The organism is Phenylobacterium sp. (assembly GCF_965284355.1).
Taxonomy (GTDB): domain Bacteria; phylum Pseudomonadota; class Alphaproteobacteria; order Caulobacterales; family Caulobacteraceae; genus Phenylobacterium.
The window spans coordinates 2,887,040-2,913,165 of sequence record NZ_OZ260078.1 but is presented as its reverse complement, the minus strand read 5'-3'; the positions used below and the strand labels follow the sequence as shown (position 1 = coordinate 2,913,165).

Annotated in this window: 32 protein-coding genes; 22 read left to right on the top strand and 10 right to left on the bottom strand. The window is 70.2% G+C overall.

What is annotated here, in order from left to right; translation table 11 throughout:
* Nucleotides 1–87: 87 nt before the first annotated feature.
* The 3 genes from ACQ66R_RS14235 (at nucleotide 88) to ACQ66R_RS14225 (ending at nucleotide 1,826) form a co-directional block, all read left to right on the top strand.
* On the top strand, nucleotides 88–528 hold the full coding sequence (locus tag ACQ66R_RS14235; protein WP_430423013.1) for a universal stress protein: 441 nt from the start codon (nucleotides 88–90) through the stop codon (nucleotides 526–528).
* A 90-nt stretch (nucleotides 529–618) separates the two neighbouring features.
* A complete protein-coding gene (locus ACQ66R_RS14230; RefSeq protein WP_430423011.1) occupies nucleotides 619–1,290 on the top strand; it encodes a PEPxxWA-CTERM sorting domain-containing protein in 672 nt (223 codons plus the stop codon).
* Between the two features lie 161 nt (nucleotides 1,291–1,451).
* Nucleotides 1,452–1,826 carry a hypothetical protein gene (locus ACQ66R_RS14225; RefSeq protein ID WP_430423009.1) on the top strand — a complete coding sequence of 125 codons (375 nt, stop codon included), beginning with the start codon at nucleotides 1,452–1,454 and terminating at the stop codon, nucleotides 1,824–1,826.
* Nucleotides 1,827–1,842: 16 nt separating this feature from the next.
* On the opposite strand, the gene ACQ66R_RS14220 is transcribed toward ACQ66R_RS14225, so the two are convergent.
* Complete coding sequence (locus ACQ66R_RS14220) at nucleotides 1,843–2,628, bottom strand: hypothetical protein (protein ID WP_430423008.1); 786 nt, start codon at nucleotides 2,626–2,628, stop codon at nucleotides 1,843–1,845.
* Nucleotides 2,629–2,735: 107 nt separating this feature from the next.
* On the bottom strand, nucleotides 2,736–3,311 hold the full coding sequence (locus ACQ66R_RS14215) for a hypothetical protein (protein WP_430423006.1): 576 nt from the start codon (nucleotides 3,309–3,311) through the stop codon (nucleotides 2,736–2,738).
* 222 nt (nucleotides 3,312–3,533) lie between these two features.
* Between ACQ66R_RS14215 and ACQ66R_RS14210 the strand changes: the two genes are divergently transcribed.
* Nucleotides 3,534–4,478, top strand: a complete 945-nt coding sequence (locus ACQ66R_RS14210; RefSeq protein ID WP_430423004.1) for a hypothetical protein — start codon at nucleotides 3,534–3,536, stop codon at nucleotides 4,476–4,478.
* Here ACQ66R_RS14210 and ACQ66R_RS14205 read toward each other — a convergent pair.
* Entirely contained in the window at nucleotides 4,442–5,065 is a 624-nt protein-coding gene (locus ACQ66R_RS14205; RefSeq protein ID WP_430423002.1) for a hypothetical protein, read from the bottom strand. The two genes, ACQ66R_RS14210 and ACQ66R_RS14205, sit on opposite strands and share 37 nt — an antisense overlap.
* 134 nt (nucleotides 5,066–5,199) lie before the next feature.
* Between ACQ66R_RS14205 and ACQ66R_RS14200 the strand changes: the two genes are divergently transcribed.
* A complete protein-coding gene (locus ACQ66R_RS14200) occupies nucleotides 5,200–5,763 on the top strand; it encodes a hypothetical protein (protein ID WP_430423000.1) in 564 nt (187 codons plus the stop codon).
* Nucleotides 5,764–5,836: 73 nt separating this feature from the next.
* On the opposite strand, the gene ACQ66R_RS14195 is transcribed toward ACQ66R_RS14200, so the two are convergent.
* The 3 genes from ACQ66R_RS14195 to ACQ66R_RS14185 form a co-directional block, all read right to left on the bottom strand.
* On the bottom strand, nucleotides 5,837–6,589 hold the full coding sequence (locus ACQ66R_RS14195; protein ID WP_430422999.1) for a hypothetical protein: 753 nt from the start codon (nucleotides 6,587–6,589) through the stop codon (nucleotides 5,837–5,839).
* A 406-nt stretch (nucleotides 6,590–6,995) separates the two neighbouring features.
* Nucleotides 6,996–7,262 (bottom strand): type II toxin-antitoxin system RelE/ParE family toxin, encoded by a 267-nt coding sequence (locus ACQ66R_RS14190; protein WP_430422997.1) that lies wholly within the window; start codon nucleotides 7,260–7,262, stop codon nucleotides 6,996–6,998.
* Nucleotides 7,250–7,429 (bottom strand): antitoxin, encoded by a 180-nt coding sequence (locus ACQ66R_RS14185; RefSeq protein WP_430422995.1) that lies wholly within the window; start codon nucleotides 7,427–7,429, stop codon nucleotides 7,250–7,252. Before ACQ66R_RS14185 ends, ACQ66R_RS14190 begins: the two co-directional genes overlap by 13 nt.
* Before the next feature lie 170 nt (nucleotides 7,430–7,599).
* On the opposite strand from ACQ66R_RS14185, the gene rplU reads away from it, so the two are divergent.
* The 17 genes from rplU to ACQ66R_RS14100 all read left to right on the top strand — a co-directional run bounded on the left by rplU (nucleotide 7,600) and on the right by ACQ66R_RS14100 (nucleotide 23,335).
* Entirely contained in the window at nucleotides 7,600–8,190 is a 591-nt protein-coding gene (rplU, locus tag ACQ66R_RS14180; RefSeq protein WP_430422993.1) for a 50S ribosomal protein L21, read from the top strand.
* 37 nt (nucleotides 8,191–8,227) lie between these two features.
* Nucleotides 8,228–8,503: a 50S ribosomal protein L27 gene (rpmA, locus tag ACQ66R_RS14175; protein ID WP_293364046.1), complete on the top strand. Its 276-nt coding sequence runs from the start codon at nucleotides 8,228–8,230 to the stop codon at nucleotides 8,501–8,503.
* Between the two features lie 134 nt (nucleotides 8,504–8,637).
* A complete protein-coding gene (locus ACQ66R_RS14170) occupies nucleotides 8,638–9,171 on the top strand; it encodes a GNAT family N-acetyltransferase (RefSeq protein WP_430422991.1) in 534 nt (177 codons plus the stop codon).
* An 18-nt stretch (nucleotides 9,172–9,189) separates the two neighbouring features.
* Nucleotides 9,190–9,729, top strand: coding sequence for a biotin transporter BioY (locus tag ACQ66R_RS14165; RefSeq protein WP_430422989.1), 540 nt, complete (start codon nucleotides 9,190–9,192; stop codon nucleotides 9,727–9,729).
* The gene (gene obgE, locus ACQ66R_RS14160; RefSeq protein ID WP_430422987.1) at nucleotides 9,726–10,763 is read left to right on the top strand and encodes a GTPase ObgE; all 1,038 of its coding nucleotides are present in this window, start codon (nucleotides 9,726–9,728) and stop codon (nucleotides 10,761–10,763) included. Before ACQ66R_RS14165 ends, obgE begins: the two co-directional genes overlap by 4 nt.
* The gene (gene proB / locus ACQ66R_RS14155) at nucleotides 10,760–11,917 is read left to right on the top strand and encodes a glutamate 5-kinase (protein WP_430422985.1); all 1,158 of its coding nucleotides are present in this window, start codon (nucleotides 10,760–10,762) and stop codon (nucleotides 11,915–11,917) included. Before obgE ends, proB begins: the two co-directional genes overlap by 4 nt.
* A 31-nt stretch (nucleotides 11,918–11,948) precedes the next feature.
* Complete coding sequence (locus ACQ66R_RS14150; RefSeq protein WP_430422984.1) at nucleotides 11,949–13,502, top strand: aldehyde dehydrogenase family protein; 1,554 nt, start codon at nucleotides 11,949–11,951, stop codon at nucleotides 13,500–13,502.
* Between the two features lie 8 nt (nucleotides 13,503–13,510).
* Nucleotides 13,511–14,182, top strand: coding sequence for a nicotinate-nucleotide adenylyltransferase (locus tag ACQ66R_RS14145; RefSeq protein ID WP_430422982.1), 672 nt, complete (start codon nucleotides 13,511–13,513; stop codon nucleotides 14,180–14,182).
* 234 nt (nucleotides 14,183–14,416) lie between these two features.
* A complete protein-coding gene (gene rsfS / locus ACQ66R_RS14140) occupies nucleotides 14,417–14,740 on the top strand; it encodes a ribosome silencing factor (protein ID WP_430422980.1) in 324 nt (107 codons plus the stop codon).
* 362 nt (nucleotides 14,741–15,102) lie between these two features.
* Entirely contained in the window at nucleotides 15,103–16,491 is a 1,389-nt protein-coding gene (locus tag ACQ66R_RS14135) for an amidase family protein (RefSeq protein ID WP_430422978.1), read from the top strand.
* 264 nt (nucleotides 16,492–16,755) lie between these two features.
* Complete coding sequence (locus tag ACQ66R_RS14130; protein ID WP_430422976.1) at nucleotides 16,756–17,796, top strand: aspartate-semialdehyde dehydrogenase; 1,041 nt, start codon at nucleotides 16,756–16,758, stop codon at nucleotides 17,794–17,796.
* Nucleotides 17,797–17,956: 160 nt separating this feature from the next.
* Nucleotides 17,957–18,421, top strand: coding sequence for a 23S rRNA (pseudouridine(1915)-N(3))-methyltransferase RlmH (gene rlmH / locus ACQ66R_RS14125; protein ID WP_430422974.1), 465 nt, complete (start codon nucleotides 17,957–17,959; stop codon nucleotides 18,419–18,421).
* Entirely contained in the window at nucleotides 18,421–19,284 is an 864-nt protein-coding gene (locus tag ACQ66R_RS14120) for a murein hydrolase activator EnvC family protein (protein ID WP_430422972.1), read from the top strand. Before rlmH ends, ACQ66R_RS14120 begins: the two co-directional genes overlap by 1 nt.
* A gap of 92 nt (nucleotides 19,285–19,376) precedes the next feature.
* The gene (locus ACQ66R_RS14115; protein WP_430422970.1) at nucleotides 19,377–20,771 is read left to right on the top strand and encodes a S41 family peptidase; all 1,395 of its coding nucleotides are present in this window, start codon (nucleotides 19,377–19,379) and stop codon (nucleotides 20,769–20,771) included.
* 133 nt (nucleotides 20,772–20,904) lie between these two features.
* The gene (locus tag ACQ66R_RS14110) at nucleotides 20,905–22,035 is read left to right on the top strand and encodes a divergent polysaccharide deacetylase family protein (RefSeq protein WP_430422968.1); all 1,131 of its coding nucleotides are present in this window, start codon (nucleotides 20,905–20,907) and stop codon (nucleotides 22,033–22,035) included.
* Nucleotides 22,032–22,523 (top strand): RNA pyrophosphohydrolase, encoded by a 492-nt coding sequence (locus tag ACQ66R_RS14105; protein WP_430422966.1) that lies wholly within the window; start codon nucleotides 22,032–22,034, stop codon nucleotides 22,521–22,523. Before ACQ66R_RS14110 ends, ACQ66R_RS14105 begins: the two co-directional genes overlap by 4 nt.
* Before the next feature lie 59 nt (nucleotides 22,524–22,582).
* Nucleotides 22,583–23,335, top strand: coding sequence for an alpha/beta fold hydrolase (locus tag ACQ66R_RS14100; protein ID WP_430422964.1), 753 nt, complete (start codon nucleotides 22,583–22,585; stop codon nucleotides 23,333–23,335).
* Here the strand turns inward: ACQ66R_RS14100 and ACQ66R_RS14095 are convergent.
* The 4 genes from ACQ66R_RS14095 to atpD form a co-directional block, all read right to left on the bottom strand.
* Nucleotides 23,332–23,577, bottom strand: coding sequence for a CBU_0592 family membrane protein (locus ACQ66R_RS14095; RefSeq protein ID WP_430426307.1), 246 nt, complete (start codon nucleotides 23,575–23,577; stop codon nucleotides 23,332–23,334). The two genes, ACQ66R_RS14100 and ACQ66R_RS14095, sit on opposite strands and share 4 nt — an antisense overlap.
* A gap of 5 nt (nucleotides 23,578–23,582) precedes the next feature.
* The gene (locus ACQ66R_RS14090; RefSeq protein ID WP_430422963.1) at nucleotides 23,583–24,188 is read right to left on the bottom strand and encodes a hypothetical protein; all 606 of its coding nucleotides are present in this window, start codon (nucleotides 24,186–24,188) and stop codon (nucleotides 23,583–23,585) included.
* A 99-nt stretch (nucleotides 24,189–24,287) separates the two neighbouring features.
* Nucleotides 24,288–24,551: an ATP synthase F1 subunit epsilon gene (locus ACQ66R_RS14085; protein WP_430422961.1), complete on the bottom strand. Its 264-nt coding sequence runs from the start codon at nucleotides 24,549–24,551 to the stop codon at nucleotides 24,288–24,290.
* Between the two features lie 5 nt (nucleotides 24,552–24,556).
* Nucleotides 24,557–26,116, bottom strand: coding sequence for a F0F1 ATP synthase subunit beta (gene atpD / locus ACQ66R_RS14080; protein ID WP_430422959.1), 1,560 nt, complete (start codon nucleotides 26,114–26,116; stop codon nucleotides 24,557–24,559).
* Nucleotides 26,117–26,126 lie beyond the last annotated feature (10 nt).

The following is a 26,126-nucleotide window of genomic DNA, read 5'->3' as shown; positions in this document are numbered from 1 at the left end:
TTGCGCCAGATCAAGGCGCGCGTCCCGCACGACGCCAGTGTACCCTTGCGACGTCGCCGGCATGAGCGGGCGCAACGGGAGGACCGCATGTACAAGTCCATTCTCATTCCCACCGACGGGTCGGCCTTCGCCACCAAGGGCGTCGAGGCAGGCCTCGCGCTCGCCGCCGCCCTGGGCGCCAAGGCCGCGCTCCTCATGGTGACCGAAGACATCCCCACCTACGCCGGCCTCGACGGGGCCGCGTTCTCGGTCGCCTTCTCCGACTTCGACACCTCCCAGGCCGAGCGGGCCGCCGCCGTGCTGGCCGCGGCGAAGCAGATGGCCGACGCCGCCGGGGTCGCGGCCACCACCCATCACGTCTCCCGCTCCCAGCCCGCCGAGGCGATCCTGGCGACCGCCCAGGGCCAGGGGTGCGACCTGATCGTCATGGCCTCCCACGGCCACCGCGGCGTGAAGCGCCTCCTGCTCGGCAGTCAGACGGCCGAGGTCCTGGCGCACAGCCCCACGCCGGTGCTCGTGATCCCGTAGACGCGCGCGCCACTCGCCTCCCAGGGGAGCGGCCTTGTGCGCCGCACCGCAACATAACAAGGTTCCTCGAACATCTGGGGGATTCCAAGAATGAGCCTGACCTTCAAGCCGCTTCTCGCGGCGACCGCGGCGGCCTTCGCCATCGCCGGCGGCGCCTCGGCGGCCACCGTCACCATGACCGCCACCGCCGATCTGACGAAGGCCGACATCACCGCGAGTTCCGTACAGGCCGGGGACTACTTCAGCCAGGCCGACGCCCTGCCGCTGACCACGCCGGTCGATGTCGCCGTCGGCGACACCTTCATCGTGGACATCGACTTCCTGGGCGACCAGACGCTGACGATCGCCGACCTGTCGGTGGCCTGGCCGCTGGTGATCACCACCAACTACGATCAGCCGTCCGACATCCAGATGACGGGCATGCTGGAGCTGCTCGCGCTGAACGGCTCCGTGGTGGCCAGCGCCTCCAAGTCCGACACGAACAGCGCGATCCACATCGCTCAGTTCTTCAGCGGCGATGACTTCGGCAACCCGGCGCTGCTGACCTTCGCGGGCTTCCGCTACACCGGCGTCGTCGATGCCTACGACGGCGTCCTCACCACCCGCAGCTACAATGGCCCGTCGCTGTGGTTCCAGGGGTCGAGCCTCCAGCTGAACCAGGGCGGCGCCGTGCCCGAACCCGAGACCTGGGCGCTGATGATCCTGGGCTTCGGCGCCGCCGGCGCCATGCTGCGCCGCCGCGCGGCCTTCGCCGGGGCCTGAGCCCCGGACTCCTCGCGATCCCTGCCGCCCCCGCATCCCGGCGGGCGGCAGGGGCGCGAACACAGCTCTGACATGCGTCACCCCGCCGCAGGGGCGACGCCGACGACCTGCCACTAACCGATCGACAACGAAGTCGGGGTTAGGACGCCGTCGTCAACCACATGCTGTTCCTTCTGAACACCGACGTGATCTCCGTTCCGGCCGACGTCTCGACGCCGGAAGGCTTCGAGGCGTTCCGACGTCTGCCCAAGGACGCCGTGGTCCCGACGGTCAAGGCCATCTTCGAGGAGCACCCGCGGCTCGAGCGCGAGAAGCCCGAGGTCGCGATCTGGCTCTGCAGCATCCTGATGGACGCCTTCCCGGGGGCCTGCGCGGCGCTCTTCTACCGCGACCTCGCCACCGACCGCTTCGTCGCCTGCGTGGCCGACGTACCGATCCACCTCGTCGCCCGCCTCTGGCGCTTCCAGCGCGACGGCCTGGAGATCACCGACGAGGTCTACCGCATGATCTGGAGCCGCGCGAAGTTCCTCTCGTGAGCCGCCGCGCCGCGCGTCACACGAAGCGGAACGCGACGTTGGCCACTGTCGCGGCGTGGCCCACCCGGCGCCGGTCGCGCGCCTTCAGATAGAGCGTCGTCAGCCCCCGCGGACCCTCGCCGCTCGCCACGAAGTCGATCCGCCGGTCGCCGAAATGCACGCTGGATCCCTCCAGCCGGCCCAGGAAGGTCGCCGCGGCGGTCTTGGCGATCGCCGCCGGGTCGGGCACGGCCACCGCGCCGCCCATGATGTCCTCGGCGGCCTTGGGATCGTTGTAGTCGCCGTGCAGCGGGTTCCCCCACCAGTTGTCCTCGGGCGTGTACTTGTAGAACTCGAACCGCGAGCCGAACGTCCGATAGTCGAACTGCATCAGGTGCTGGCCGCGGAAGTCCGGGATCTCGAACGCCAGCTTGTGGCCGTTGGCCGCCGCCCGCGCCAGCAGGGCGTCGTCGTCATAGGTCTGCATCACCACCATGAAGCCGCCGTCCCCGCCGCGCTGGACGAAGAAGTCCTGCAGCTGGTGCTTCTCCCGGATCGGCGACACCACCTCCAGCAGGGTCGTCCCCACTCGGATCATCCGCGTGCGGAACCCGAACGCCAGCGTCGGCTCGGGTCCCGGCGGCTTGGCCACCGGCTCCACCTCCAGCAGGTCGTAGAGCTGCCGGCAGACCGCGTCCATGTCCTTGGCGGCGATCACATAGTGACGAATGCGGCTGGGCCTCTCCATGGGCGTCTTCTCCTGCGCCAGGGCCGGCGGCGCCAGGGCGGCGGCGGCCAGCGTCACGAGCGTCCGCCTGTCCATTCGGGTCCAGTCCGCCACGGGGTCCCCCACTGCGTTCCGTTATGAAAGTCGCTCGACTTTACGGCCCCGCCGCCGCCGGGCAAGCCAATTTGCGCGCGCTCCCCGCCTCAGTTCCGGACAGTGACGGCGGCGGCGCGCAGCCGGCCCGCCCCGGCGCCGAGACCCTGAACGCGGACGGTCTTGCCCACGAGGGCTTCGTCGAACGAGCCGGGCTCGAGGATCCATGGAAAGGCGCCGTCCGCCGGCTGGACGCGCACGTTGCCGGAATCGTCGCGGGTCAGCCGCCCCACGGTCTCGATGCGGCGCCCGACGAACGGCGTCTCCGTCAGCAGGCGACGGAAGGTGGTGATCGACAGCCGGTACATCTCGGCATTGCAGGTCGAGCGCTTCAGGGCGCTCAGCATGCGCTCGGCCGCCTCCGGCGTGCGGCGCTTTTCCAGCGCGTCCAGGCCCGCGCTGACCCGGCTGTGGAAGACGGGATCGGCCACGAACTGGCGCGACAGGCAGGCATAGACCTCGGGCGGGGCGTTGACGCAGCCGGTGTCCACACACTCCGGCCCCCGGAAATGGTCGCCCGCCCCCTGGGCCCGCGCCGACCCCGGCGCGCCGACCGCCAGGACGGCCCCTATCAGAGCGGCGGCCACCGCCGCCGCCGCCCCCGCCGAGCCCGCAGCCCTTCTCATCCTCACCATCGGATACTCCCCCGTACGCGGCGCCCGCGCGAACGATTCCGCGGCGCCACAGAAAGCTTAGGCGGAGCGGCTGCGGCGAGCCACCGCCGACACGGCCCAGGTCCTCCCCCTCAGGGGGAGGGGGACCGCCAAAGGCGGTGGAGGGGGCTTCCGCCTGGCCCCGTCCGCCCCCATCCGACCGCTTCTGACGCACCCGCCGTCCAAACTCGCGCCATGCCCAGCTATACCCCCGATCAGATCGCCGCCTTCAAGGCCGCCATCTTCGACCGACGCGCCGCCGGCGAGAGCCTCGAGTTGATCTGCAGCCGCACCGACTGGCCCAGCCGCCCCACCCTGCGCAAATGGGCCCGCCAGGACCCCCGTCTCGCCGGCCTCATCGCCGCCGGCCGACACGCCCACGTCCACGACCCGCGACCGCGCTTCCCTTTCGACCCCGCACGCGCCGACCGCCTGCTGATCCGCATCCGCCTGGGCTTCCCGATCGGCGACATCATCCGCGAGCCCGGCATGCCCCACCGCCGCGAGCTCAACGCCTGGAAGCTGCAGGACCGCGCCTTCGCCAAGGCCCTCGATGAGGCCAAGGCCTTTGCCGACGCCAGCCGACGCCGGCACGGCGCCACATCGCGCGGCTATCGCCGCTCACGCATGCCGTTCGATCAGGACGTGGCCGACCGCATCGTGCTGGCGGTCAGCCGCGGCGCGACCCTGCCCTCTCTCTACCGCGAGCGGGCGTTCCCCACGCGACTGGGCCTGCGCCGCTGGCGTCGGACAAACCCCGAGTTCGAGCGCGTGTTGCGCGCCGCCGCCAAGGCTGGCCATCGCGCCCGCGGCAAGGCCCGCGTCGACCGCCACTGCTCGCCCGACCTGATGGATGAGATCGGCCGCCGCATCGCCGCCGGGGCCTCGCTGCACAGCCTGTCGCAGGAGCCCGACATGCCGAGCCCCTACGCCCTCTACAAATGGATCCGCGACCGCCCCGACTTCGCCGCCAAGGTCGCCGACGCCTGCGATTTCCGCAGCTTCCTGCTCCACGACGAGGCTTTGGACCACATCAATCGCCACGGCCCGGCCGCCAGGCCCCTCGTCGGCGCCATCAACAAACGCCTGGGCCAGCTCAACCCCTACCCGGGCGAGCGGCGGGCGCGGCGGGGGCGCTGAAGGGGGCGATGATCCGCGCCCTCAGGGGACCGCCGAAGGCGGTGGAGGGGGCTTCCGCCCCGGCAGACGATCCGGACCCGCTCGACCATGTCCCGAAGTCCGACGTAGTCCACCGCGATCGTCAGAGCCTCGGCGCCCTTCAGCGACAGCGACTTGGCCGCGGGCAGCATGTCCGCCGCGACGACATAGAACACCCACTGCTGAGGGTCGCGATGATCCGCCGTCTCGTCCGTCAGCGGATGGTGCGCCAGCACATAGATGTGCGCCTGGCGTCCCGCGCCCTCGATCCAGGTGGGTCCGGCCCAATGGCCGGTGCGGGGCGCGATGTCGAACCTTGGCGGCGCTTGCCGCGCAGGCGCGGCCCAGGTCTGACGCGCCGCCGACTGTTTCACCTCCAGGCGCGTCCCGTCGGCATGCTCGAAGTCCCACCCGGCGAAGTCCGCCGAGCACCAGGTCCACCCGTCCCCGAGGGCCAGGTCTACCATCGCCTCGACCACCATCGAGCGCAGGGTGTTGCTCACCAGCGGCCTGCCGAACGCCGCCTCGCTGGCCCTTGCGACAATATCGGACGCTGTCGGCCGCCTCACGTCCCCTCCGAAACAGCATCCCCACCGGGGATACTCCCCGCCCTGAAATCCATGGTCGATGCGAGCCTTGGGGCTGAGCCGTGTCAAGGACGCGCCTCCGGCGCGCCGCCCCGCGGCGGCCCTGCGGGCCGTCCTTGACGCGGCTCGGCCCCAAGGCAGACTCCGTCGATGGATTGAATGGCTCAGACCGGCGGCTAAGCTTGGACATGCATCGCGCCAGCGCAGCCTTGAGCCTCACCGCGGCCCTCGTGGCCGCCGCCCCGACCCGCGCTGAACCGCTCGCCGCGCCGGTGGAAGGCCCGGCCCGGATATGCTTCCACGAAAGCGGGTTCGAGTTGGCCGCCGACGAACGCATCACGGACGTCTCCGGAGGTATCCACGCCGCGAGCGTCACCGTGAGCGGCCCGCACGGCGGCTACACGGTCACGGAAGGCGAAATCTTCGCGACGCCCCGCGGCATGGGACTGACGGTCTACAGGACCCCGATATTCCACATTCGCCGCGACGGGCAGCGCTACGCGGTCTTCGCCGCCACCAGCTTCAGCCCCGACGAGCGGCGCCTTCTGATCTGGCTGTCCGGCCCCGCGCTGGCTCGCGCGCACCGGAAAGCGATCTTCCAGGGGATCTGGGTCGGCGATCCGGCCACGGCCAAGTGTGACCAAGGGTTCGGCTACGGGTCGAACTTCCTGGATCAGTGATGGCCTAGGGCGGTCGTCCCCGCGAAGGAGCCGGAAGGCAACCGCCCGCCGCGCGCCAATAACCCGCGCCCCGTCACTCGGCCGCCCGCGGCGACACGCCCCTGCCCATGCCGCCCCGCGTCCAGCGTCGGGTCACCAGATACCTAACGCGGCCGCTGGGGCTGCGACAGGCTTCGCCCTCGACCCCCGGCGCCGACCAGCGGAACGGCGCCTCCCGGCCGGCCACGCAAAGGTCACTGACATCCGACGACCGCACCCGCGCCGCCGGAAAGCCCTCGTCGGCCAGCACCATCGCCACGTCGCTGGCGTCGCTGGCCCATGACGGACTGACCAGCCACGTGACCCCGCCCAGCGTGACCGCCAGCAGCGCCAGGGTGACCAGCGCCGCCCGTCGCGCTTCGGGGATATTGGCGTCCTGCCAGCGGAAGACCTTGGGCGGCGGACTCGGCGCCGTCGGCCGAGGCCGTTCCGGACGGATCGGCTGCGACGTACTCCCGAACCCGGTCGCCCGATACGAGGTCTCATGCAACGGCGGATCGGCGCCCTCCTCCTCGACGTAGACCTTCCGGGGTCCCGTGCGGAGCAGTTCGACAGCGTTGCGCAGCACGGGATAGCTCGTCGCGCCCGCCAGCAGCGCCAGACCGAGGCTCAACCCCGGCCGAAGGCCCGCCGTCATGGCGAGAAGAGCCACGCCGGTCGCCAGGAACAGGCAGGAACTGGCCCACCCATAGATCCACGGATGTTCATGCCCCCGGCGGCGCATGAGCGCCTCGACGGCGAGCACAAGGCCACCCGCCGCCAGCGCCAGAACGTAGATCGCCCCCAACCTCGCCCTCTCCCCCGACGCATCAGGCGCCGCCCCGATCCGCGCCCAAAACGGGATGATCCCCGCCCCGAAATCCAAGGTTGATGCGAGCGCCACAGCTGAGCCGTGTCAAGGATGCGCCTTCAGCGTCGCCGCGCGGCTGCGGGCAGGGCCAGCCCCAGGGCTTCAGCCCAAATGCCCGCCCCGCTCCCAGAGAAGCTCGAACATTCCGCCGACGGCCCGATGCACCGCCACCACATGATCGGCGATATCAGGCACGCCGTGCGCAACGGTCAGCTCGGCAATGGCCTTCCGAATGCGGCGAATGCGGTGACAGGAGCACCATTTCCTGCCACCGAAGCCCGTTCCCTGGAACGAGACAGAAAACGGCCGACAGTTCTCCAGGCAACCGCCAAGGCGCTCCGCCCTACCGCAGTTGCGCCCCGTGCCTGATCCGCACGATCTGCACCACCCCCGCCCCGACTCGGTCGCGGATCAGGTATGGCGGCACGATCGCCAGTTCACGCAGCCCTCCACTGGGTCTGCCACGCTCCGGGTGCTCCGACAGGCTCTCCGCAGCCAGCTTCAGCCGCTGCGCCATGCGCTGGGCCGCCAGCGGTCGGAACTGGTGGATGTGTCCCTGGATCGCCGCGAGATCGGCCAGCGCCCGGCGCGACCAGATTAGTTGCGCCACGATGCGGGCGGGGGCGTTTCGTCAGGCGTGCCCCACGTGTCGAGCCACCGGGCGACCTCCTCATGTGGCACGACGCGCCCGGCCTCGATATCGGCCAGGCCCTCGGCGTCGGCAGCGGCCTCGGCCTCGTCGTCGATCTCATCCAGCAGGGACGGTTCAGGTTTCACGGCGACAGAGTAACATGCCTCTGCGGACCGAGGGTAGGGATCGGCCCGTCACTCCCACCCCCCAATTGACTCCCGCCCATCCCTCTGTATAACCGCGCCTCCTCGTCCCCGGGCCCGTCTCGGGGGCGCGAACACGCTTTCAATCAAGAAGAAATACAAAGGCGCGAACGATGTACGCGGTGATTAAGACCGGCGGCAAGCAGTACCGGGTTCAGCCCGGCGACATCCTTGTGGTCGAAAAGCTCGATGGCGAACCCGGCGCGGCCGTGGCGTTCGGCGACGTTCTGTTGCTGGGCGACGGCGAGGCTGTGACGGTGGGCGAGCCCACTGTGGCCGGCGCCTCCGTGGCCGCCACCCTGATCGAGACCCGCAAGGGCGAGAAGGTGAAGATCTTCAAGAAGATCCGCCGCCAGGGCTATCGCCGCACCCGCGGCCACCGCCAGGCCGAAACGGTCCTGCGCGTCACCGGCATCACGGCCGGCGGCAAGGAGACCAAGTGGGACGGCGAAGTGTCGCTGACCACCAAGGCCGAGCTGGACGCCCGGGCCCGCGGCCTGGACTTCGCCACCCTGAACGTGCCGAAGAAGGCCGCCAAGGTTCAGGCCGAAGCCCCGCTGGCCAAGGCCCTGAAGGCCGCGCCGAAGAAGACCGCCGCCGCGAAGGCCGAAGCCGAGGCGCCGGAAGCGGCCGCCGAATCCAAGCCCGCCAAAAAGCCCGCGGCCAAGAAGGCCGCCGCCAAGAAGGACGACGCGGCCGAGTAATCCTCGGACGCGCCCTCAGTAAGGACAGGAGCACACAATGGCTCACAAGAAATCCGGTGGTTCGTCGCGCAACGGTCGCGATTCCGCGGGCCGCCGTCTCGGCGTGAAGAAGTTCGGCGGCGAGGCGATCAACGCCGGCTCGATCATCGTGCGTCAGCGCGGCACCAAGTTCTGGCCGGGCGAAAACGTCGGCATGGGCAAGGACCATACCCTCTTCGCGCTCGTCACCGGCGCGGTGAAGTTCGTGACCAAGGCCAAGAACCGTACCTACGCGACGGTGGTGCCGGCCGAGAAGGTGATCGCAGCCGAATAGGCGGACCCTGCCTTTCTCCGGGTCCGCCTCACCAGAATGGGCGGACCGGACAGACGACCTTCGCGGGGAGTCCGGTGTCGCCGGGCTCCCCGCAGTCGTTTCAGGGCCTCATCAGAAGGCCGGGAGGTAGTGGAATGTGCGCCGTCGATGTCAGACCCTGCATAGGGACCGACCGCCTGATCCTGCGGGGCGTCACCCGCGCCGATGCGGCCGCCGTGGCCGAACTGGCGGGCGACCTGGGCGTCGTGGGGAACACCTCGCAGATGCCCTACCCCTATCGTCCGGCCGACGCCGAGGCCTTCGCGGCCGCCGCCGAGCGGGCCGATCCGCGCCATGAGGCGACCTTCGCCATCGAGCATCGCCAGTTCGGGCTGATGGGCGTGCTGGCGTTCGACCGGAACGAGGCGGGTCGGAGCGAGGTGGGCTACTGGCTGGGCCGGCCGTTCTGGAACCGGGGCTATGCGACCGAGGCCCTGACCGCGGCGCTGCGCTGGGTGAAGTTCGACTGGCGCAAGAGCGTCGTGTGGGCCGGCCACTTCGCCGATAACCGCGCCTCGGGCCAGGTGCTGGTGAAGGCGGGCTTCCTCTACACCGGCGACGTCGAATGGCGCATGAGCGTCGCCCGCGCCGAGCCCGTGGCCACCCGCATGATGGTCTGGCTGGCCTGATATGGTATCGGCTCGCTCATGACCGCCGCCGCATCCCGACGCCGCGCCCCCGCCGGCCACCCGCTGCCCGTCCAGGCGGCGATCGTGGTGGCGGGCGTTGTCGGCATGGCGGCGGCGTCGCGGGTGGCGTTCGACATCGGGCCGGTCCCGATCACGCTGCAGACCTATGCGCTGTTCGTGCTGGCCGGGCTGTTCGGCGGGCGGCTGGGCCTGGGCATCGTGCTGGCGTGGCTGGCGGCGGCGGCCTTCGGGCTGCCGGTGCTGGCCGGCGGCGCGGGCGGCTGGAAGGCCGTGGTCGGGCACACCGCCGGGTTCCTCGCCGGGATGGCCGCCGCGGCCTGGGTCTGCGGCGAGGGCGCGGCCAAGTGTAAGAGCTGGGTGTCGCTGACCGCCCTGTTCGTGGCCGGCCACGCCATCGTGCTGGCCGTCGGCTGGGCGGGGCTGGCCAGCTTCCTCAGCCCGGCCAACGCGTTCGAAAGCGGCATCCTGCCCCTCCTCCCCGGCGCGGCCGTCAAGTCGCTGGCCGCCGCCCTCACCGTCCGAATGCTCGCCCGATGAAGTTCCTCGACCAGGTCAAGATCTATGTCCGCTCCGGCAACGGGGGGGGCGGCGCCGTGTCGTTCCGGCGCGAAAAGTACATCGAGTACGGCGGCCCCGACGGCGGCGACGGCGGCCGCGGCGGCGACGTCTGGATCGAGGCGGTCGAGGGCCTGAACACCCTCATCGACTTCCGCTACACCCAGCACTTCAAGGCCGGCACCGGCGTCCACGGCATGGGCCGCAACCGCCACGGCGCCGCCGGCGAGGACGTCATCCTGAAGGTCCCCGTCGGCACCGAGGTCCTCGACGAGGACAAGAACCTCATCGTCGATATGGACCACGCCGGCCAACGCGTCCTCCTGGCGGCAGGCGGAAATGGTGGCTGGGGGAATGTGCACTTCAAGGGCCCCGTCAATCAGGCCCCACGCCATGCAAATCCCGGCCTTGAGGGCCAGGAACTTGCCATCTGGCTGCGACTTAAACTTATTGCGGACGTTGGTCTTGTTGGACTCCCCAACGCCGGGAAGAGCACTTTTCTGGCCGCGGCCAGCGCAGCGCGCCCGAAGATTGCTGACTATCCCTTCACGACTCTCGCGCCAAATCTCGGAATGGTCGACCTTTCGGTGGGCGAGCGGTTCATCCTGGCCGACATTCCGGGGCTGATCGAAGGCGCCAGCGAGGGCGCGGGGATCGGCACGCGGTTCCTGGGACATGTGGAGCGCACTGCGGTGCTGATCCACCTGGTCGACGGGACGCAAGAGGACGTTGCCCAGGCCTGGCGGACCGTGCGCCATGAGCTCGAGGCCTACGGCGAGGGCCTCGAGGACAAGACCGAGATCCTGGCGCTGAACAAGATCGACGCGCTGGACGAGGAGACCATCGCCGAGAAGGCCGCAGAGCTCGAGGCCGCGGCAGGGGTGAAGGTGCGGCGGGTGTCGGGCTTCGCGAAAATCGGCGTGACCGAGCTGCTACGCGAGGCCTACGCTCTGGTGCAGGCGCGCAAGGGCGAGATCGCCGCCGAAGAGGCCGGCCCAGAGGACTGGGCGCCTTGAGCGAGTTGGCCGCCGCAAGACGGGTGGTCGTCAAGGTTGGGTCGGCCCTGCTCGTCGGCCCCGACGGCGCGGCGCACGGCGCGTGGCTTGCCGACTTCGCCGCCGACGTGGCGCGCCTGCGGGCCCGAGGCCAGCAGGTGCTGGTGGTGTCGTCCGGCGCCGTGGCGCTGGGCCGCCGGCGGCTGGGCCTGGGCAAGCGGGCGCTGTCGCTGCCGGAGAAGCAGGCCTCGGCCGCCGCAGGACAATCGGCGCTGATGCGGGCCTGGGAAGAGGCGCTGGCCCCACTGGGTTTCACCTGCGCCCAGGTGCTGCTGACCCGCGACGACACCGAGGTGCGGCGCCGCTGGCTGAACGCGCGCGCCACCGTCGAGACGCTGCTCGGGCTGGGCGTCATTCCGGTCATCAACGAGAACGACACCGTCGTTACGGAGGAGATCCGGGTCGGCGACAACGACCGGCTGTCGGCCCGGGTGGCCCAGCTGGTGGGCGCCGAGGCGCTGGTGCTGCTGTCGGACGTCGAGGGGCTCTACACCGCCGACCCGCGGCGCGATCCGTCGGCGACGCTGATCCCGCGCGTGACCCACCTGACGCCCGAGATCGAGGCCATGGCCGGGGGCGCGAACGCCCAGGCCGGCGTCGGCACCGGCGGCATGGCGACCAAGCTGGAGGCGGCGCGGATCGCCAGTCAGGCCGGTTGCGCCACGATCATCACTCTGGGCACGCGCCTGTCGCCGCTGAACGCGATCGAGGGCGGCGCCAACGCCACGGTCATCGAGGCCGAGACCAATCCCCGCGCCGCCTACAAGGCCTGGATCGCGGGATCGCTGGCTCCCGCCGGCGCGCTGACCGTCGACGCCGGCGCGGCCGCGGCGGTGCGGCGGGGCAAGAGCCTGCTGCCGGCGGGCGTGCGGTCGGTCGAGGGTCGCTTCGACAAGGGCGACGCCGTGGTCATCCGCGACGAGGCCGGGCGGGAGATCGCGCGTGGTCTTGTGCGCTACCCGGCCGAACATGCAGCTCGCCTCTGCGGGCTCAAGTCCGACGCCATCGAGGCGGCGCTGGGCTACTCGTCCGGCCCGCTGGTGCATGCCGATGACCTGTCGGTGGCCACTCACGCTGGGACACCCGGGGTAGCAGCCGCCGCGTCGGGGGCGTAGTAAGGCTCAAGTTGAGCATATGGGGTCCGGGGTGGACGACAGCGGCGCAGCGCGGACGAACGGACGACTGGAGGCACTCGCGCCCGGCCAGGCGATCCCGTTCGGCGGTGATCGCGTCGCCCATGTGAGCCCCGAGCTGGCGGCCACGTTCCGCGCCGGCGACAGGCTCGTCGTGGTGCAGGACACTGGCGACCTGCTGCACATTCCCGCCGCCGAGCACGCCGCCGCCCAGGGCGCTGTCAGCCGCGCTGTGGCCGCGTTCGCCCGCATGGGCGAGGTGACCGACGCGGCCATCACCGCCTTCTTCGACGCCTTCGCCGCGCGGCTGGCGGACGACGCCGTGTGGGCCGCCATCGCGGCCGCCAACGCCGCCGACGTGGAGAGCGCCAGGGCCCGGGGACGGTCCACCACCCGCCTGGCCGCCTCGGACGCCATGCGGCGCGACATGATCGCGGGCCTGCAGGCCTGGCGCGACGCCGAGGCGCCGCGCGGCCGGGTGCTGGAATGCGTCGAGCATCCCGGCTGGTCGGTGACCCAGGTCATGGCGCCGCTGGGGCCCGTGGGTTTCGTCTTCGAGGGCCGGCCCAACGTCTTCGCCGACGCCACCGGCGTGATCCGCGCGGGCAACACGGTGGTCTTCCGCATCGGTTCGGACGCCCTGGGGACGGCGCGGGCCATCGTCGCGAACGCCCTCGACCCGGCGCTGGCCGAGGCCGGACTGCCGGAGGGCGCCGCCGTGCTGGTGGATTCCGCCGCCCATGCGGCCGGTTGGGCCATGTTCGCCGACAGCCGGCTGGCGCTGGCCGTCGCCCGCGGCTCGGGGCCGGCGGTGTCGCAACTGGGCGCGATCGCCCGGCAGGCCGGCACGCCCGTCAGCCTGCACGGCACGGGCGGCGCCTGGATGGTCGCCGACGCCACCGCCGACGCCGAGCGGTTCTATGCGGCCGTCTACCACTCGCTGGACCGCAAGGTCTGCAACACGCTGAACGTCTGCTGCATCGTGCGCGCGCGCGCCGACGAACTGGTCCCGGTGTTCCTGGACGCCCTGGCCCGCGCCGGCGAGCGCCGCACGGGCTGCAAGCTGCACGTGGCCGAGGCCGACTTTGACCGGCTCCCGCAGGCGTGGCGCACCGCGCGGACGACTGTCATCCGCGCCCACGGCCCGGTGGACGAGGCTCTGGCCGAGCCCATGTCCGACGCCGACCTGGGCCATGAGTGGGAGTGGGAGGAGACCCCTGAGGTCAGCCTGAAGATCGTCGACGACGTCGCCGAGGCCGTGGCGCTGTTCAACGCGCTCAGCCCCCGCTTCGCCGCCGCGCTGATCTCGCAGGATCCGGCGGCGCACGCGCGCTTCTACGAGACCATCGACGCCCCCTTCGTGGGCGACGGCTTCACCCGCTGGGTGGATGGCCAGTACGCACTGAACAAGCCCGAGCTGGGCCTGTCCAACTGGGAGAATGGCCGGCTGTTCGCGCGCGGCGGCGTGCTGGCCGGCGACGGCGTCTTCACGGTTCGAGCCCGCGTGCGGCAGACCGATCTCGACCTCGACCGCGGGGGCGCGCCCACCCCGCCCCGTCAGAGCTGACCGGGCGCATGTGGTTCGCAGGCCCGGCGCGCCGCGCGCCCGTCGCCGGTCGCCCTCAGGCGCTGCGCCTGGGATTCAGCCTGACGCGCGGGATGAAGGTCGGCCTGTACGGCGGCTCATTCAATCCGGCCCACGATGGTCATGCCCACGTGGCCGAGACCGCCAAGCGCCGCCTGGGACTGGACCGGGTGATCTGGCTGGTGTCGCCGCAGAATCCGCTGAAGTCGCGACACGAGACCGCCGATCTGGACGAGCGCATCGCCGGCGCGCGGGCCCTGACCCAGGGCATCGACATGATCGTGGTCGGAGCCGAGACCAAGCTGGGCTCGACCTACACCATCGACACCATCCGCAGCCTCAAGGCCCGCTATCCGGGCGTCCACTTCGTCTGGATCATGGGCGCCGACAGCCTGGCCACCTTCCATCGCTGGAAAGGCTGGACCCAGATCATGCACGAGGTCCCGGTCGCCGTGGTTTCCCGCCCGTGGATCTCGCTGAAGAGCCGCTTCTCGCCCGCGGCCCTGCGGTTCGCTCGCTTCCGCTTGCCCAGCCACGCCGCTGTCAGCCTGGCCGGCAGCAAAACGCCGGCCTGGGCCTTCCTGTTTGGCCGCTTCAATTTCCAGTCCTCGACCGCCCTTCGCGAGCGCCAGCAGCGCTCGCGAACCTCAGGCAAGGGATAGGGGCGAGGGCCGGCAGCGGGCCCTTCGTCACCGCCGGGGAACGCGCCAAACGGCCCGCGGCTTGATGTCATGCGACGGCGCCTGACCCGGGCCGCGTCCTGTGATAGAGTCCGAGGAGCGTGGACATCATAAGGAGCAACCCCGCTGAACCGTGAGATTGCGCAATCTGCGCACGAGGCCCCGGCCGACGCCGAAGCCTCCCATACTGACCCGGCCCCCGGCGGCCTCGAGGACTTGATCCTCAACCGGCTGGACGACGATCAGGCCCAGGACGTCGTCTTCATCGACCTCAAGGGAAAAAGCCCCGTCGCCGACGGCCTCATCGTCGCGTCTGGGCGTTCGCAGCGGCATGTGGGCGCCATGGCCGATCACCTGCTGCGGTCGCTGAAGGACGCCGGCTACGGAAAGTGCCGGGTCGAAGGCATGCCCAGCGCCGACTGGGTGCTGATCGACGCGGGCGACGTGATCGTTCACCTGTTCCGCCCCGAAGTCCGCAGCTTCTACAACATCGAGAAGATCTGGTCGGTCGAGACCGGCGGCCACCGCCAGGCCGTCTAACGCTTACTCCCCGCTCCTTCTCCCCAGCGGGAGAAGGTGGCCGGCGGAGCCGGTTGGATGAGCGGTCGCACGAGCCTTTCAGGCGCGCCTGGTGCGTCAGCGCCGTTAGATATTGAACCACGAAATACACGAAATACACGAAAGCGCCTGAGGGCCCTCCCTCTGCGGAGCTGGCTCCGGCCCTTTCGTGTATTTCGTGGTTCCAAGTGACCACGCCTGCGGCGCGCAAGGAGCCCAATAGGTCGGCGCGAGCAACCCTGACTAAACGCCCCTCTCGGATCGCCGCCTAGGTTGGTCGCGTCGCAAGCGGCTGGACTTCCTCCAGTGCGTATCGGCACGGTAACCGGAGGGAGAAACAGAACATGTCCGAGACGCTGAGCCGCGACCTGCTGGACCAATCCGCGGGCGAGATCGTCGCGGCGCTCGCCGGCCGCAAGGTGGGCGCGCTGGAGCTCACCGACGCGGCTATCGCCCGCATCGAGGCCCGCGACCGTCCGATCAACGCCGTCGTCGTCCGCGATTTCGACCGCGCGCGCCAGGCGGCCAGGGCCGCGGCCGCGGCGCTGGCCCGCGGCGAACGGGGTCCGCTGCTGGGCCTGCCGATGACGGTCAAGGAGAGCCACGAGGTGGACGGGCTGCCGTCGACCTGGGGCAGCCCGGCCTTCACAGGCTGGACCGCGGAGAAGGATGCGGTCGCCGTCGCGCGCCTGAAGGCGGCCGGCGCGATCATCCTGGGCAAGACCAACGTGCCGCCGTTCCTGGCGGACTGGCAAAGCAACAACCCGGTCTACGGTCAGACGAAGAACCCCTGGGACCTCGGCCGGTCCCCCGGCGGGTCGTCGGGCGGCAGCGCCGCGGCGCTGGCGACGGGCATGACTCCACTGGAGATGGGATCGGACATCGGCGGCTCGATCCGCGTCCCGGCCGCGTTCTGCGGCGTCTACGGCCACAAGCCGTCGTATGGCGTCATCCCGCTTCGGGGGCATTCCCCGCCCGGACTGGACGGCGGCCCGCTCGCGCTGGCCGTGGTGGGCCCGCTGGCCCGCACCGCGGCCGACCTCGACCTGGCGATGGACGTACTGGCCGGCCCCGAGCCGGAGGAGGCCGTGGGCTGGGACCTGCGCCTGCCGGCGCCGCGCCACGCCCGGCTTGCCGACTACCGCATCCTGGTGCTGGACCAGCATTCCCTGGTGGCGACCAGCGACGAGATCCGAGGGCCCCTGAACGCCCTGGCCGACAAGCTGGACGCCCTGGGCGCACATGTGGCCCGCGCCAGCGCCCAGCTGCCTGACCTGGCCGCGCAGCATGGCGTCTACATGGCGCTGCTGGGGGCGGCGATGTCGCGCGGCGTGCCGGGGGCCGAGCCGATCAATGCGCATGAGTGGATGAACATGCGCGACGCCCAGACCGCCTTCCGCCGTCAGTGGCATGCGTTCTTCCGCGACTTCGACATCGTGCTGGCGCCGACCTTCGGGACTGTCGCGTTCCCGCATGTGGACGAACCCGACAACGACAAGCGGACCTTGAAGATCAACGGCCAGGACACGCCGTACTTCAGTCAGCTGGGCTGGCCGGGCCTGGCATTGCTGCCCAACCTGCCCGCCACGTGTCTCCCGATCGGCCAGACGGCGCAGGGCCTGCCGGTCGGCGTCCAGGCGATCGGGCCGTACCTCGAGGACCGCACGACCATCGCCTTCGCCGGCCTGGTGGAGCGCGAGATCGGCGGGTTCAAGGCGCCCCCGGGATACTGAGACCTCCTCTCCCCCGAGCGCCGCAGGCGCGAAGAGCGGCGGCATAGGGGCTTTACAGCGGCACAGCTTTTCCGTAGACGCGGCGCGATGTTCGCGTCCGCGCAAAAAATTACCCGCAAAATGACGACCCGCTCCGGCGGGGCGTTTGCGGGTGCGCGCGACTAGCAGCACGCTCCCAAAGCGCTCCGCCCGATGTGCGGGGCGCGCTCTTCCAAAGCAAAGCCACCTCGCACTTCGGGCCTCAAATTCAAGAGGACACCGACGATGCTGACCCAGCCTTCCTACCGATCCCTGCGAAATCCCGTCGTCGCCATCGTGGGCGCGACCGGCGCCGTGGGCGCGGAACTGATCCGCTGCCTGGAAGACCGCGACTTCCCGGTCGCGGGCCTGCGCCTGCTGGCCTCGGCCCGCTCGGCGGGCAAGGTGCTGCAGTATCGCGGCCAGGACCTGATGGTGGGCGAGGTGGGCCCCGACAGCTTCCGCGGCGTGCAGCTGGCCCTGTTCGCCGCCGACTCGGACACCTCGCGCAAGTACGCCCCTATCGCCCAGGCCGCCGGGGCCGTGGTCGTCGACAACTCCTCGGCCTTCCGGATGGACCTGGACTGCCCGCTGGTGGTGCCTGAGGTGAACCTGGAGACCCTGGCCAACCATCGCGGCGTCATCGCCAACCCCAACTGCACCGCCGTCATCCTCTGCATGGCCGTCGCCCCGCTGCAGCGCCGCTTCGGCCTGCGCCGCCTGCAGGTGGCCACCTATCAGGCCGCCTCGGGCGCCGGTCAGCCGGCGATGGACGAACTGGTCGCCTCGACCCAGGCCTATCTGGAAGGCCGCGAGTACAAGCCCCAGGTGCTGCCGCACCCCTATGCCTTCAACGTCTTCAGCCACAACGACACCGTCGACCTGCAGAGCGGCTACAACGGCGAGGAGCTGAAGGTGATCGCCGAGACGCGGCGGATCCTGTCCAGCGGCGCCCTGCCGATCGGCGTCACCTGCGTGCGCGTGCCCGTGCTGCGCGCCCACACCATCGCCGTCACCGCCGAGCTGGACGCCCCCGTGCCGCCGGCCGCCGTGCGGGAGTGCCTGGAAGAGGCGCTGGGCGTGCGCATCGTCGACGACCGCGAGCGCAACTACTTCCCGATGCCGATCGAGGCGCAGGGCCAGGGCGACGTGCTGGTGGGCCGCATCCGCCGCGACCTGGGCGACCCGTCGGGCCGCTCGGTGGCGATGCTGCTGGCGGGCGACCAGCTGCTGAAGGGCGCCGCCCTCAACGCGGTGCAGATCGCCGAACAGCTGCTGGTGGCGTAGTCGAAGCCAGGAGCTTCGGAACCACGGATTTCACCGATTTCACGGACGGCGTTCCGCGAAGCGGCGACGAACCGCGATGGGGCCGGCCAGGCGCCGCTTCGCGGCCGATCCGAGCCAAATCCGTGTAAATCCGTGAAATCCGTGGTTCCTGGCCGTTCACATGAAGATCAGCATCGTCGCCATCGGTCGCCTGGCCCGCTCGCCCGAGACCGAACTCGTGAAGCTCTATCTCGAGCGGGCGACCGCGGCCGGGCGGTCGCTGGGCCTGGGGCCCGTGGAGGTGGTCGAGGTCGAGAGCCGCAAACCCGGCAAGGCGGCCGAGGCCGAGGCGCTGCGGGCCTATCTGGCCGACAGCCACGTCATCGCCTGCGACGAGCGCGGCAGGGCCCGGGCCAGCCGCGCCTTCGCCGAGGAGATCGGAACGCTGCGCGACCGCGGCGTGCGGCGGCTGGTGTTCCTGATCGGCGGCGCCGACGGGCTCGACCCCGAACTGGTGAAGACCGTCCAAGGCACGCTGGCGTTCGGACCCCAGACCTGGCCGCATGCCCTGGCGCGGGCGATGCTGTGCGAACAGGTCTATCGCGCGGTCTCGATTCTGGCCGGATCACCGTATCATAGGGACTGATGCCCCGCGTTCTCGCCCCCGTTCTGGCCGTTGGAGCCCTCGCCGCCCTGGCCCTGGGCGCGGCGGCGCTGGCGGCGACCCAGACCGCAGGCAGTCTGGAGCGGCTGAACGCCGCGGAGACCGAGCTTTCGGTCGATCAGGGCGTCAACATGCACCGGCTGTCGCGCCTGTTGTCGGTGCTGGAACAGCTGAAGCGCGACCCGCCGCCAGCCCTGCTGGTGTCGCCGCAGGACGCCAAGGACGCGGTCCGCGCCGCCATCCTGGTCAAGGCGCTGACGCCCCAACTGCAGGGCCGCGCGCAGAGCTATGCGCTAGGGGCGAGCGAGGTGATGCGCCAGCGCCGGCTCGCGGCCGTGCAGAGCGAGGCGCTGTTCGAGCGCGACAGCCTGGCCGCCGAGGCCCTGCCGGAGCCCGACACCTCGGTGGATCTGCGGCTCCGCGGCACGGTTTCGGGCGATGCGCCGGCCCTGACGCCCCCCGCGCGCCTGGTCCTGCCGACGCAGGGAACGATCATCCGGCGGTTCGGCGCGCCGCTGACCGGTGGCGGCCGATCGAACGGCCTGACGCTGTCGGCGGCCCGCGGCGGACGCGTCGTCAGTCCCGCGGCGGGGCTTGTTCAGTACGTGGGCCCCGTAAAGGGCTGGGGCGTCATCGTGATATTAAGACTAGCGGGCGGATATCATCTCGTGCTTGCTGGTCTGGAGAAAACGTCGGTTCAGGTCGGACAATCCGTCGCGGAGAGTCAGCCTGTCGGATGGACCCCCGATGATCGACAATCATCGTCGGAGCTCTACCTGGAGGTCCGCGATCAGGGTTCACCCGTCGATCCGATCCAATGGTTGGATAGGAAGACCGGCGGATGAACAACAAAGCGGGCTGATGCGGCCTCAAATCCGTCGCGTCAGTCGGGACGTATAGCGCTGAAACACCCGGCCAAGGGAGCCTGAACCCGGCAATGAAGAAGTATCTCCTGATCGGCGCGTCGGCGTTTGTCCTGGGCGCTGGATCCATGGCCTACGTGAGCCAGCAGGCTCTCGCGTCCTCGCAACCCCGGGCGAAGACCTACCGCATGCTGGGCCTGTTCGGCGACGTGCTGAACACGGTCGAGAACCAGTACGTGACCGAGGTGGACGACACCAAGCTGATCCAGTCGGCCATCGACGGCATGCTGACCAGCCTCGACCCGCACTCGGGCTACCTCGACCCCGAAGACTTCGACGACATGCGCGACCAGACGCGCGGCGAGTACGGCGGCCTGGGCATCGAGGTCACCAGCGAAGACGGCGTGGTCAAGGTGATCTCGCCGATGGACGGCACCCCCGCCTTCAAGGCCGGGATCAAGGCCGGCGACTACATCACCGCCGTGAACGGCGAGAGCGTGCTGGGCCTCACGGTCACCGAAGCGGTCAAGCAGATGCGCGGCAAGCCGGGCGAGGCGGTCAGCCTGACCATCGCGCGCGAGAAGTCCGACCCGTTCGACGTGAAGCTGATCCGCGAGGTCATCAAGCCGAAGTCGGCGACGGCGCGCCTGGAAGGCGACAACATCGTCCTGCGTATCGCCTCCTTCAACGAGAAGACGACCGACGAGGCCGAAGAGGCCTTCGCCGAGATGCGCGCCAAGAACCCCAAGGCCAAGGGTCTGATCCTCGACCTGCGCAACAACCCGGGCGGCCTGCTCGACCAGGCGGTCGGCGTGTCGGACCTGTTCCTGGAAGGCGGCGAGATCGTCAGCCAGCGCGGCCGCGATCCGCGTGACGTGGAGCGCTACAACGCCCGCACGGGCGACATGACCGGCGGCATGCCGATCGTGGTGCTGATCAACTCGGGTTCGGCCTCGGCCGCCGAGATCGTCGCCGGCGCCCTGCAGGACCGCAAGCGCGCCGAGCTCGTCGGCACCACCAGCTTTGGCAAGGGCTCGGTGCAGACGGTGATCCCGCTCCGGGGCGGCATCGACGGCGCCCTGAAGCTGACGACGGCGCGCTACTACACGCCGGCCGGCCGCTCGATCCAGAAGACGGGCATCGAGCCCGACCTGGAAGTCGCGCTGACCCGCGACGAGGCCCAGACCATCGCCAACCGCGCCTACCAGTTCTCGGAGGCCTCGTTCCGCAACGCGCTGAACGCCGACGAGGGCAAGGTCCGCAAGGGCGCCCACGAGCCGGCCGAAGCGCCGCCCGAGGGCTTCGACGAGAAGAAGGACTTCCAGATCGCCCGCGCCAGCGACGTTCTGAAGTACGGTTCGGTCGCCGCCACGCCCAAGCTGCCCAAGCCGACGGCCCGCATGGCCGAGATCGTCAACAAGGCCAAGGTCGCCGAAGCCAAGCCGGTCGCGGCGCCCACGCCGAAGTAGGGCCGCCGGTAAACGGAATTGGAGAGGGCGGCCCCAGAGGGCCGCCCTTTTTCGTTCCCTCCCCCTCGTGGGGAGGGGATTGATGCGGCGTTAACCATGTTCGCCGACTTTCCAGGCTGAGGAGTGCCCTGCCTTGGCCGCGATCGCCCTGCCCCAGTTCAAGATGCCGAAGCTGCCCAAGGTCGATGTGGGCGCCATCCCGAAGAGCCCCGCGGTGGGCCTGACCGGCGCGGCGGTGCTGTTCGCGGGCGCGGTGATCGCGCTGGCCCACCTGCTGGGTCCGGTCGGGGGCGCCACCAGCGTGACCATCCCGCTGGAGGAGAGCCTGCGCGCCGCCCCGGCCGGCTGGCGCGAGGCGCTGAAGGCCAACCGTGGCGCGCCGCCGCTCTACAAGGACGTGGTCCAGCTGTCGGAGCGGCCCCTGGCCCCCGGCGCAGGACACACCCCCAGCCGCATGGTCGGCGGCGGCCCAGTCACCATGGCCGGCAGCGCGCTGCCCGCCGCGCCGATCACGGGCTTCTACGCGCCCGGCCCCAGCGGCCCGCTCCCGATCATCGCCCAGGACGGCCGCACGCCGGCCCAGGCCTATGCTCGCCCGTTCACGGCCAACGGTCGGCCCAAGGTCGCGCTGGTGATCGGCGGTCTGGGTCTGAACGCCCGCTCCACCCGCCAGGCGATCGACACGCTGCGGCCCGAGATCACGCTATCGTTCAGCGTCTATTCCGAAGGCCTGCAGGGCTGGATCGACATGGCCCGCGCGCGCGGCCACGAGGTGCTGATCGAGGCGCCGATGGAGCCGGTGGACTATCCGGACAACGACAGCGGCCCCTACACCCTGATGGCGGGAGGCCAGCCGCCCGAGACCGTGAAGCGGCTGGAGTGGATTCTGTCGCGGGCGACCGGCTACTTCGGGCTGACGAACTACCTGGGCTCGCGGTTCCTGGCCACCGATCCGGCCTACAACGCCTTCGCCGCGTCGCTGAAGGGTCGCGGCCTGGCGTTCATCGACGACGGGACGGCCGCGCGGCGGGGCGGGGGCATGCCACGCGCCACGGCAGAACGCGTGATCGACGACGACCGGACCCTGGCCGGCATCGACCAACAGCTGCTGGCGCTGGAAGCCGGCGCGCTCCAACGGGGCCAGGCTCTGGGTTCGGGCTTCTCCTACCCCGTCACCCTGGAGAAGGTGGCGCAGTGGGCCAATGAGGTGGAAGCGAGAGGCTATCAGCTGGCGCCCGCTTCGGCTCTGACGCGCGTGAAATGACCGACCTTGCGGACTATCGGCCGAACGTGGGCGTCGTGCTGTTCCACCCGGACGGCCGCGTCTGGTTGGGCAAGCGCGCCGGCACCCCGGGCCCTTACAACTGGCAGTTCCCGCAGGGCGGCGTCGATCCCGGCGAGGATCTGGAGACCGCCGCGCGGCGCGAGCTGGCCGAGGAGACCGGCGCCACGACCGCCAGCTACCTGGGCCGCACGGAGGGATGGATCACCTACGACTACCCGGCCGACGTCCTGAGCGCCAAGCGCGGCCGCGGGTTCAAGGGCCAGAAGCAGGCGTGGTTCGCGTTCCGCTTCGACGGCGACGAGACCGAGTTCGATCTCGACGCCCACCACGAGCCCGAGTTCGAGACCTGGCGCTGGGGCTATCTCGCCGAGACGCCCGATCTTATCGTGCCGTTCAAGCGCGCGGCGTATGAGATGGTCGCGCACGCCTTCGCCGCCTTCGCGGCGTCGAACGGTCCAAGCGCCTGATTTGGGCGGCGGCGACTGCAGCTTCGCTGTAGGATGACGCAGAGGGGATCCGATACCGAATGCCGACGATCGTGATGACGCACGGCGCGTTCTGCGCCGGCTGGGCCTTCGAGGCCTTCCGCGTCCCGTTCGAGGCGCGGGGCTGGACCGTGCTGGCCCCTGACCTGCCGGGCCACGGCGAGCGCGGCAGCGTGGCGGGCCTGTCGATGACCGACTACGCCAAGAGCCTGGTCAGCCTCTGCGAAGACCTGCCCGAGCGGCCGGTGCTGCTGGGCCATTCCATGGGCGGGCTTGTGAGCCAGATGGCGGCCCGGCGGGTCTCGCCGCGGGCGCTGGTCCTGATCGCCCCGTCGGCGCCGTGGGGCGTCAGCGGTTCTTCGATCGAGGAAGCGATCACGGCGTTCGGCGTCCACATGGTGGATCCGTTCTGGGCATCGGCGGTCAGCCCTGACCGCCACCTGATGCGCCATCACAGCCTGGACCGCACGCCCAAGGCCCGCCGCGACGCGATCCTGGACCGCCTGCGCCCCGAGAGCGGGCGGGCGGTGCGCGAGGTGCTGAACTGGTGGATGGACCCGTTCATGACCACCAGCGTGGGCGCGGGGCCGCTGCCGGCGCCGTCGCTGGTGTTCGCGGGCGAGCGCGACGTGGTCCACCCGGTGGCCACCGTGCGCCAGACGGCCGAGCGCATCGGCGGCACCTTGCGGATCATGCCCGGCATGAGCCACTGGCTGATCGGCGAGGAAGGCTGGGAAGACGTGGCCGCGGCGACGCTCAGCTGGCTTGAGACCGAAGCCAGCGTGGTGGCCTAGGCCCGCCCGCGTCGCACGGCCCAGCGGATCAGGCCGACGGCCGCCACCAGCGCCCAGGCGCCTTCCATGACGGTAGCCGAGAGGTTGAAGTCCTGGGTCAGCAGGCCCCACAGGATCAGGCAGGCGCCGACGAGGTTGCACGCCAGCGAGATCGGCTTTTCGGAGTCGAGCTTCCCGAGGGCGGCCCCGGCGTACGCCAGCAGGATGAGCAGGACGCCGAGGAGGCCTGCGGCGTCCGTCAGCCCAATCAGAACTTGCGTTCCTGATACTGCATCGTGGCCAGATCGTAGGCCTTGTTCACCTGGGTGTCGTCAGGCTTGCGGACCGTCGAGAAGTTGAGCCCGATCGACTGGGTTGCGGTCAGGTACTCCCACGAACGGCGGACACGCTTCAGGCCGTCCGGATCCTGGGGCTGGGTGTAGTTGGCGGTGGGGTCCAGCGGCGGCTGTTGCACGAAGGCCCAGACGTTCAGCGCCTTGGCGATCTCGGCTTCCTGGCCGGTCGGGAAGCGCAAGTCGGCCATGCAGACCGTCTTGTTCGAGCCCGACGGATAGAGGACGACCTGATAGGCCTTGCCCTCGGCCCCGAACGGCTTGCTCCAGGTCTGGTCGCGGCGGTTCAGCTTGAAGCCATTCGCCTTGGCCAGGACGTCGAGCGTCTGGCCGCGTACGGCCGGCATGCAGACCTTTTCGATGACCTGGATCGCCTCGAAGCCATAGCCCGATGTCGGCAGGGTCGGCGCGGGCGGCGGCGCTTCGGCCGCCGGAGGCGCCGGCTGCGCGGCGGTTTCCTGGGCTTGGGCCCCGGTCGCCAGACCGGCGGCGAGGATCAGGCTGGTGAGAGCGAAGCGCATATGGAAATCCCCTGATATCGGCCGGGCATAGAACTTGAGCACGGCGCCCTAGGCAAGGCCTTCAGGCGCCCAATTTACGGCGGTGATTTCGTTGCTTGTCTAGACGGCTTCCACCGCATGTTCTGCCAGGATTGTGAGCCCTTCCGGCGTCACGTCGGCGAAACCGCCCCGGACCTCATAGGTCTTGAGGGTCCCGCCATTGTGCACGCGCAGCGGCCCTTCCTTCAGCGTCGTCATGAACGGCGCGTGGCCGGCCAGGACGCCGAAGTCGCCTTCGGACCCCGGCGCGTCCACCTGGTCGACCGGACCCGAGAACAGTTCCCGTTCCGGCGAGACCAGGGAGAAGTGCAGCTTTTCGGCCATTGTTCCTAGGCTTCCTGCGCCAGCTTTTCGGCCTTGGCGACCGCATCTTCGATGTTGCCGACGTTGTAGAAGGCCGGCTCGGGCAGGTGGTCGTACTCGCCGTCCACCAGCGCCTTGAACGAGCGGATGGTGTCTTCGAGGCTGACCAGCACGCCCGGGGTGTTGGTGAATTGTTCGGCGACGTGGAAGGGCTGCGACAGGAAGCGTTGGATCTTCCGGGCGCGGGCCACGATCAGCTTGTCCTCTTCGGACAGCTCATCCATGCCCAGGATCGCGATGATGTCCTTGAGCTGCTTGTAGGTCTGCAGCGTCTCCTGGACGCGACGGGCCACCTGGTAGTGCTCTTCGCCGATCACCAGCGGATCCATGATCCGCGAGGTGGAGTCCAGCGGGTCCACGGCGGGGAAGATGGCCTGGGCGGCGATGTCGCGGCTCAGCACGGTGGTCGCGTCCAAGTGGGCGAACGAGGCGGCCGGCGCCGGGTCGGTCAGGTCATCGGCGGGCACGTAGATGGCCTGCACCGAGGTGATCGAGCCCTTCGAGGTCGACGTGATGCGCTCCTGCAGGTTGCCCATCTCGGTGGCCAGCGTCGGCTGATAGCCCACGGCCGAGGGGATGCGGCCCAGCAGCGCCGACACTTCCGAGCCGGCTTGCGTGAAGCGGAAGATGTTGTCGATGAACAGCAGCACGTCCTTGCCTTCCTGGTCGCGGAAGTATTCCGCCTGAGCCAGGCCGGTCAGGGCCACGCGGGCGCGGGCGCCCGGGGGTTCGTTCATTTGGCCGTAGACCAGGGCGCATTTGGAGCCCTCGGTCGAGCCGTTGTTTTCCTTCGGGTCGATGTTGACCTTGGACTCGATCATCTCGTGGTAGAGGTCGTTCCCCTCACGGGTCCGCTCACCCACGCCGGCCAGCACGGAGTAACCGCCGTAGGCCTTGGCGATGTTGTTGATCAGCTCCTGCATGGTCACGGTCTTGCCCACGCCGGCGCCGCCGAACAGGCCGATCTTGCCGCCCTTGGTGTAGGGGCAGAGCAGGTCGATGACCTTGATCCCGGTGACAAGCACCTCGGCCGACGTCGATTGTTCGGCAAACGACGGCGCTTCCCGGTGGATCGGGGAGGTCAGCGGCGACTGGATCGGACCGGCTTCGTCGATCGGCTCGCCGATCACGTTCATGATGCGGCCCAGCGTGCCGGGGCCCACGGGCACCACGATCGGCTTGCCGGTGTCGACGACGGGCTGGCCGCGGGTCAGGCCCTCCGTGGTGTCCATCGCGATGGCGCGCACGGTGTTTTCGCCCAGGTGCTGGGCCACTTCCAGCACCAGGCGGAAGGGCTGACCCGTCCGCTGGTCGGTGTTCGTGGTTTCGAGCGCGTTCAGGATCGCGGGCAGATGGCCCTCGAACTCGACGTCGACGACGGCGCCGATGATCTGCACCAGCTTGCCGGTGGCGACGCCTTGCGTGGCGGTCGCCTTCGGGGCGGCGGAGGCCTTGGCGGGAGCGCGCTTGACCGGAGCCTTCGCGGGGGCCTTGGCGGCGGGCTTCTTGGCGGTGGTGGTGGCCATGTCCAACTCT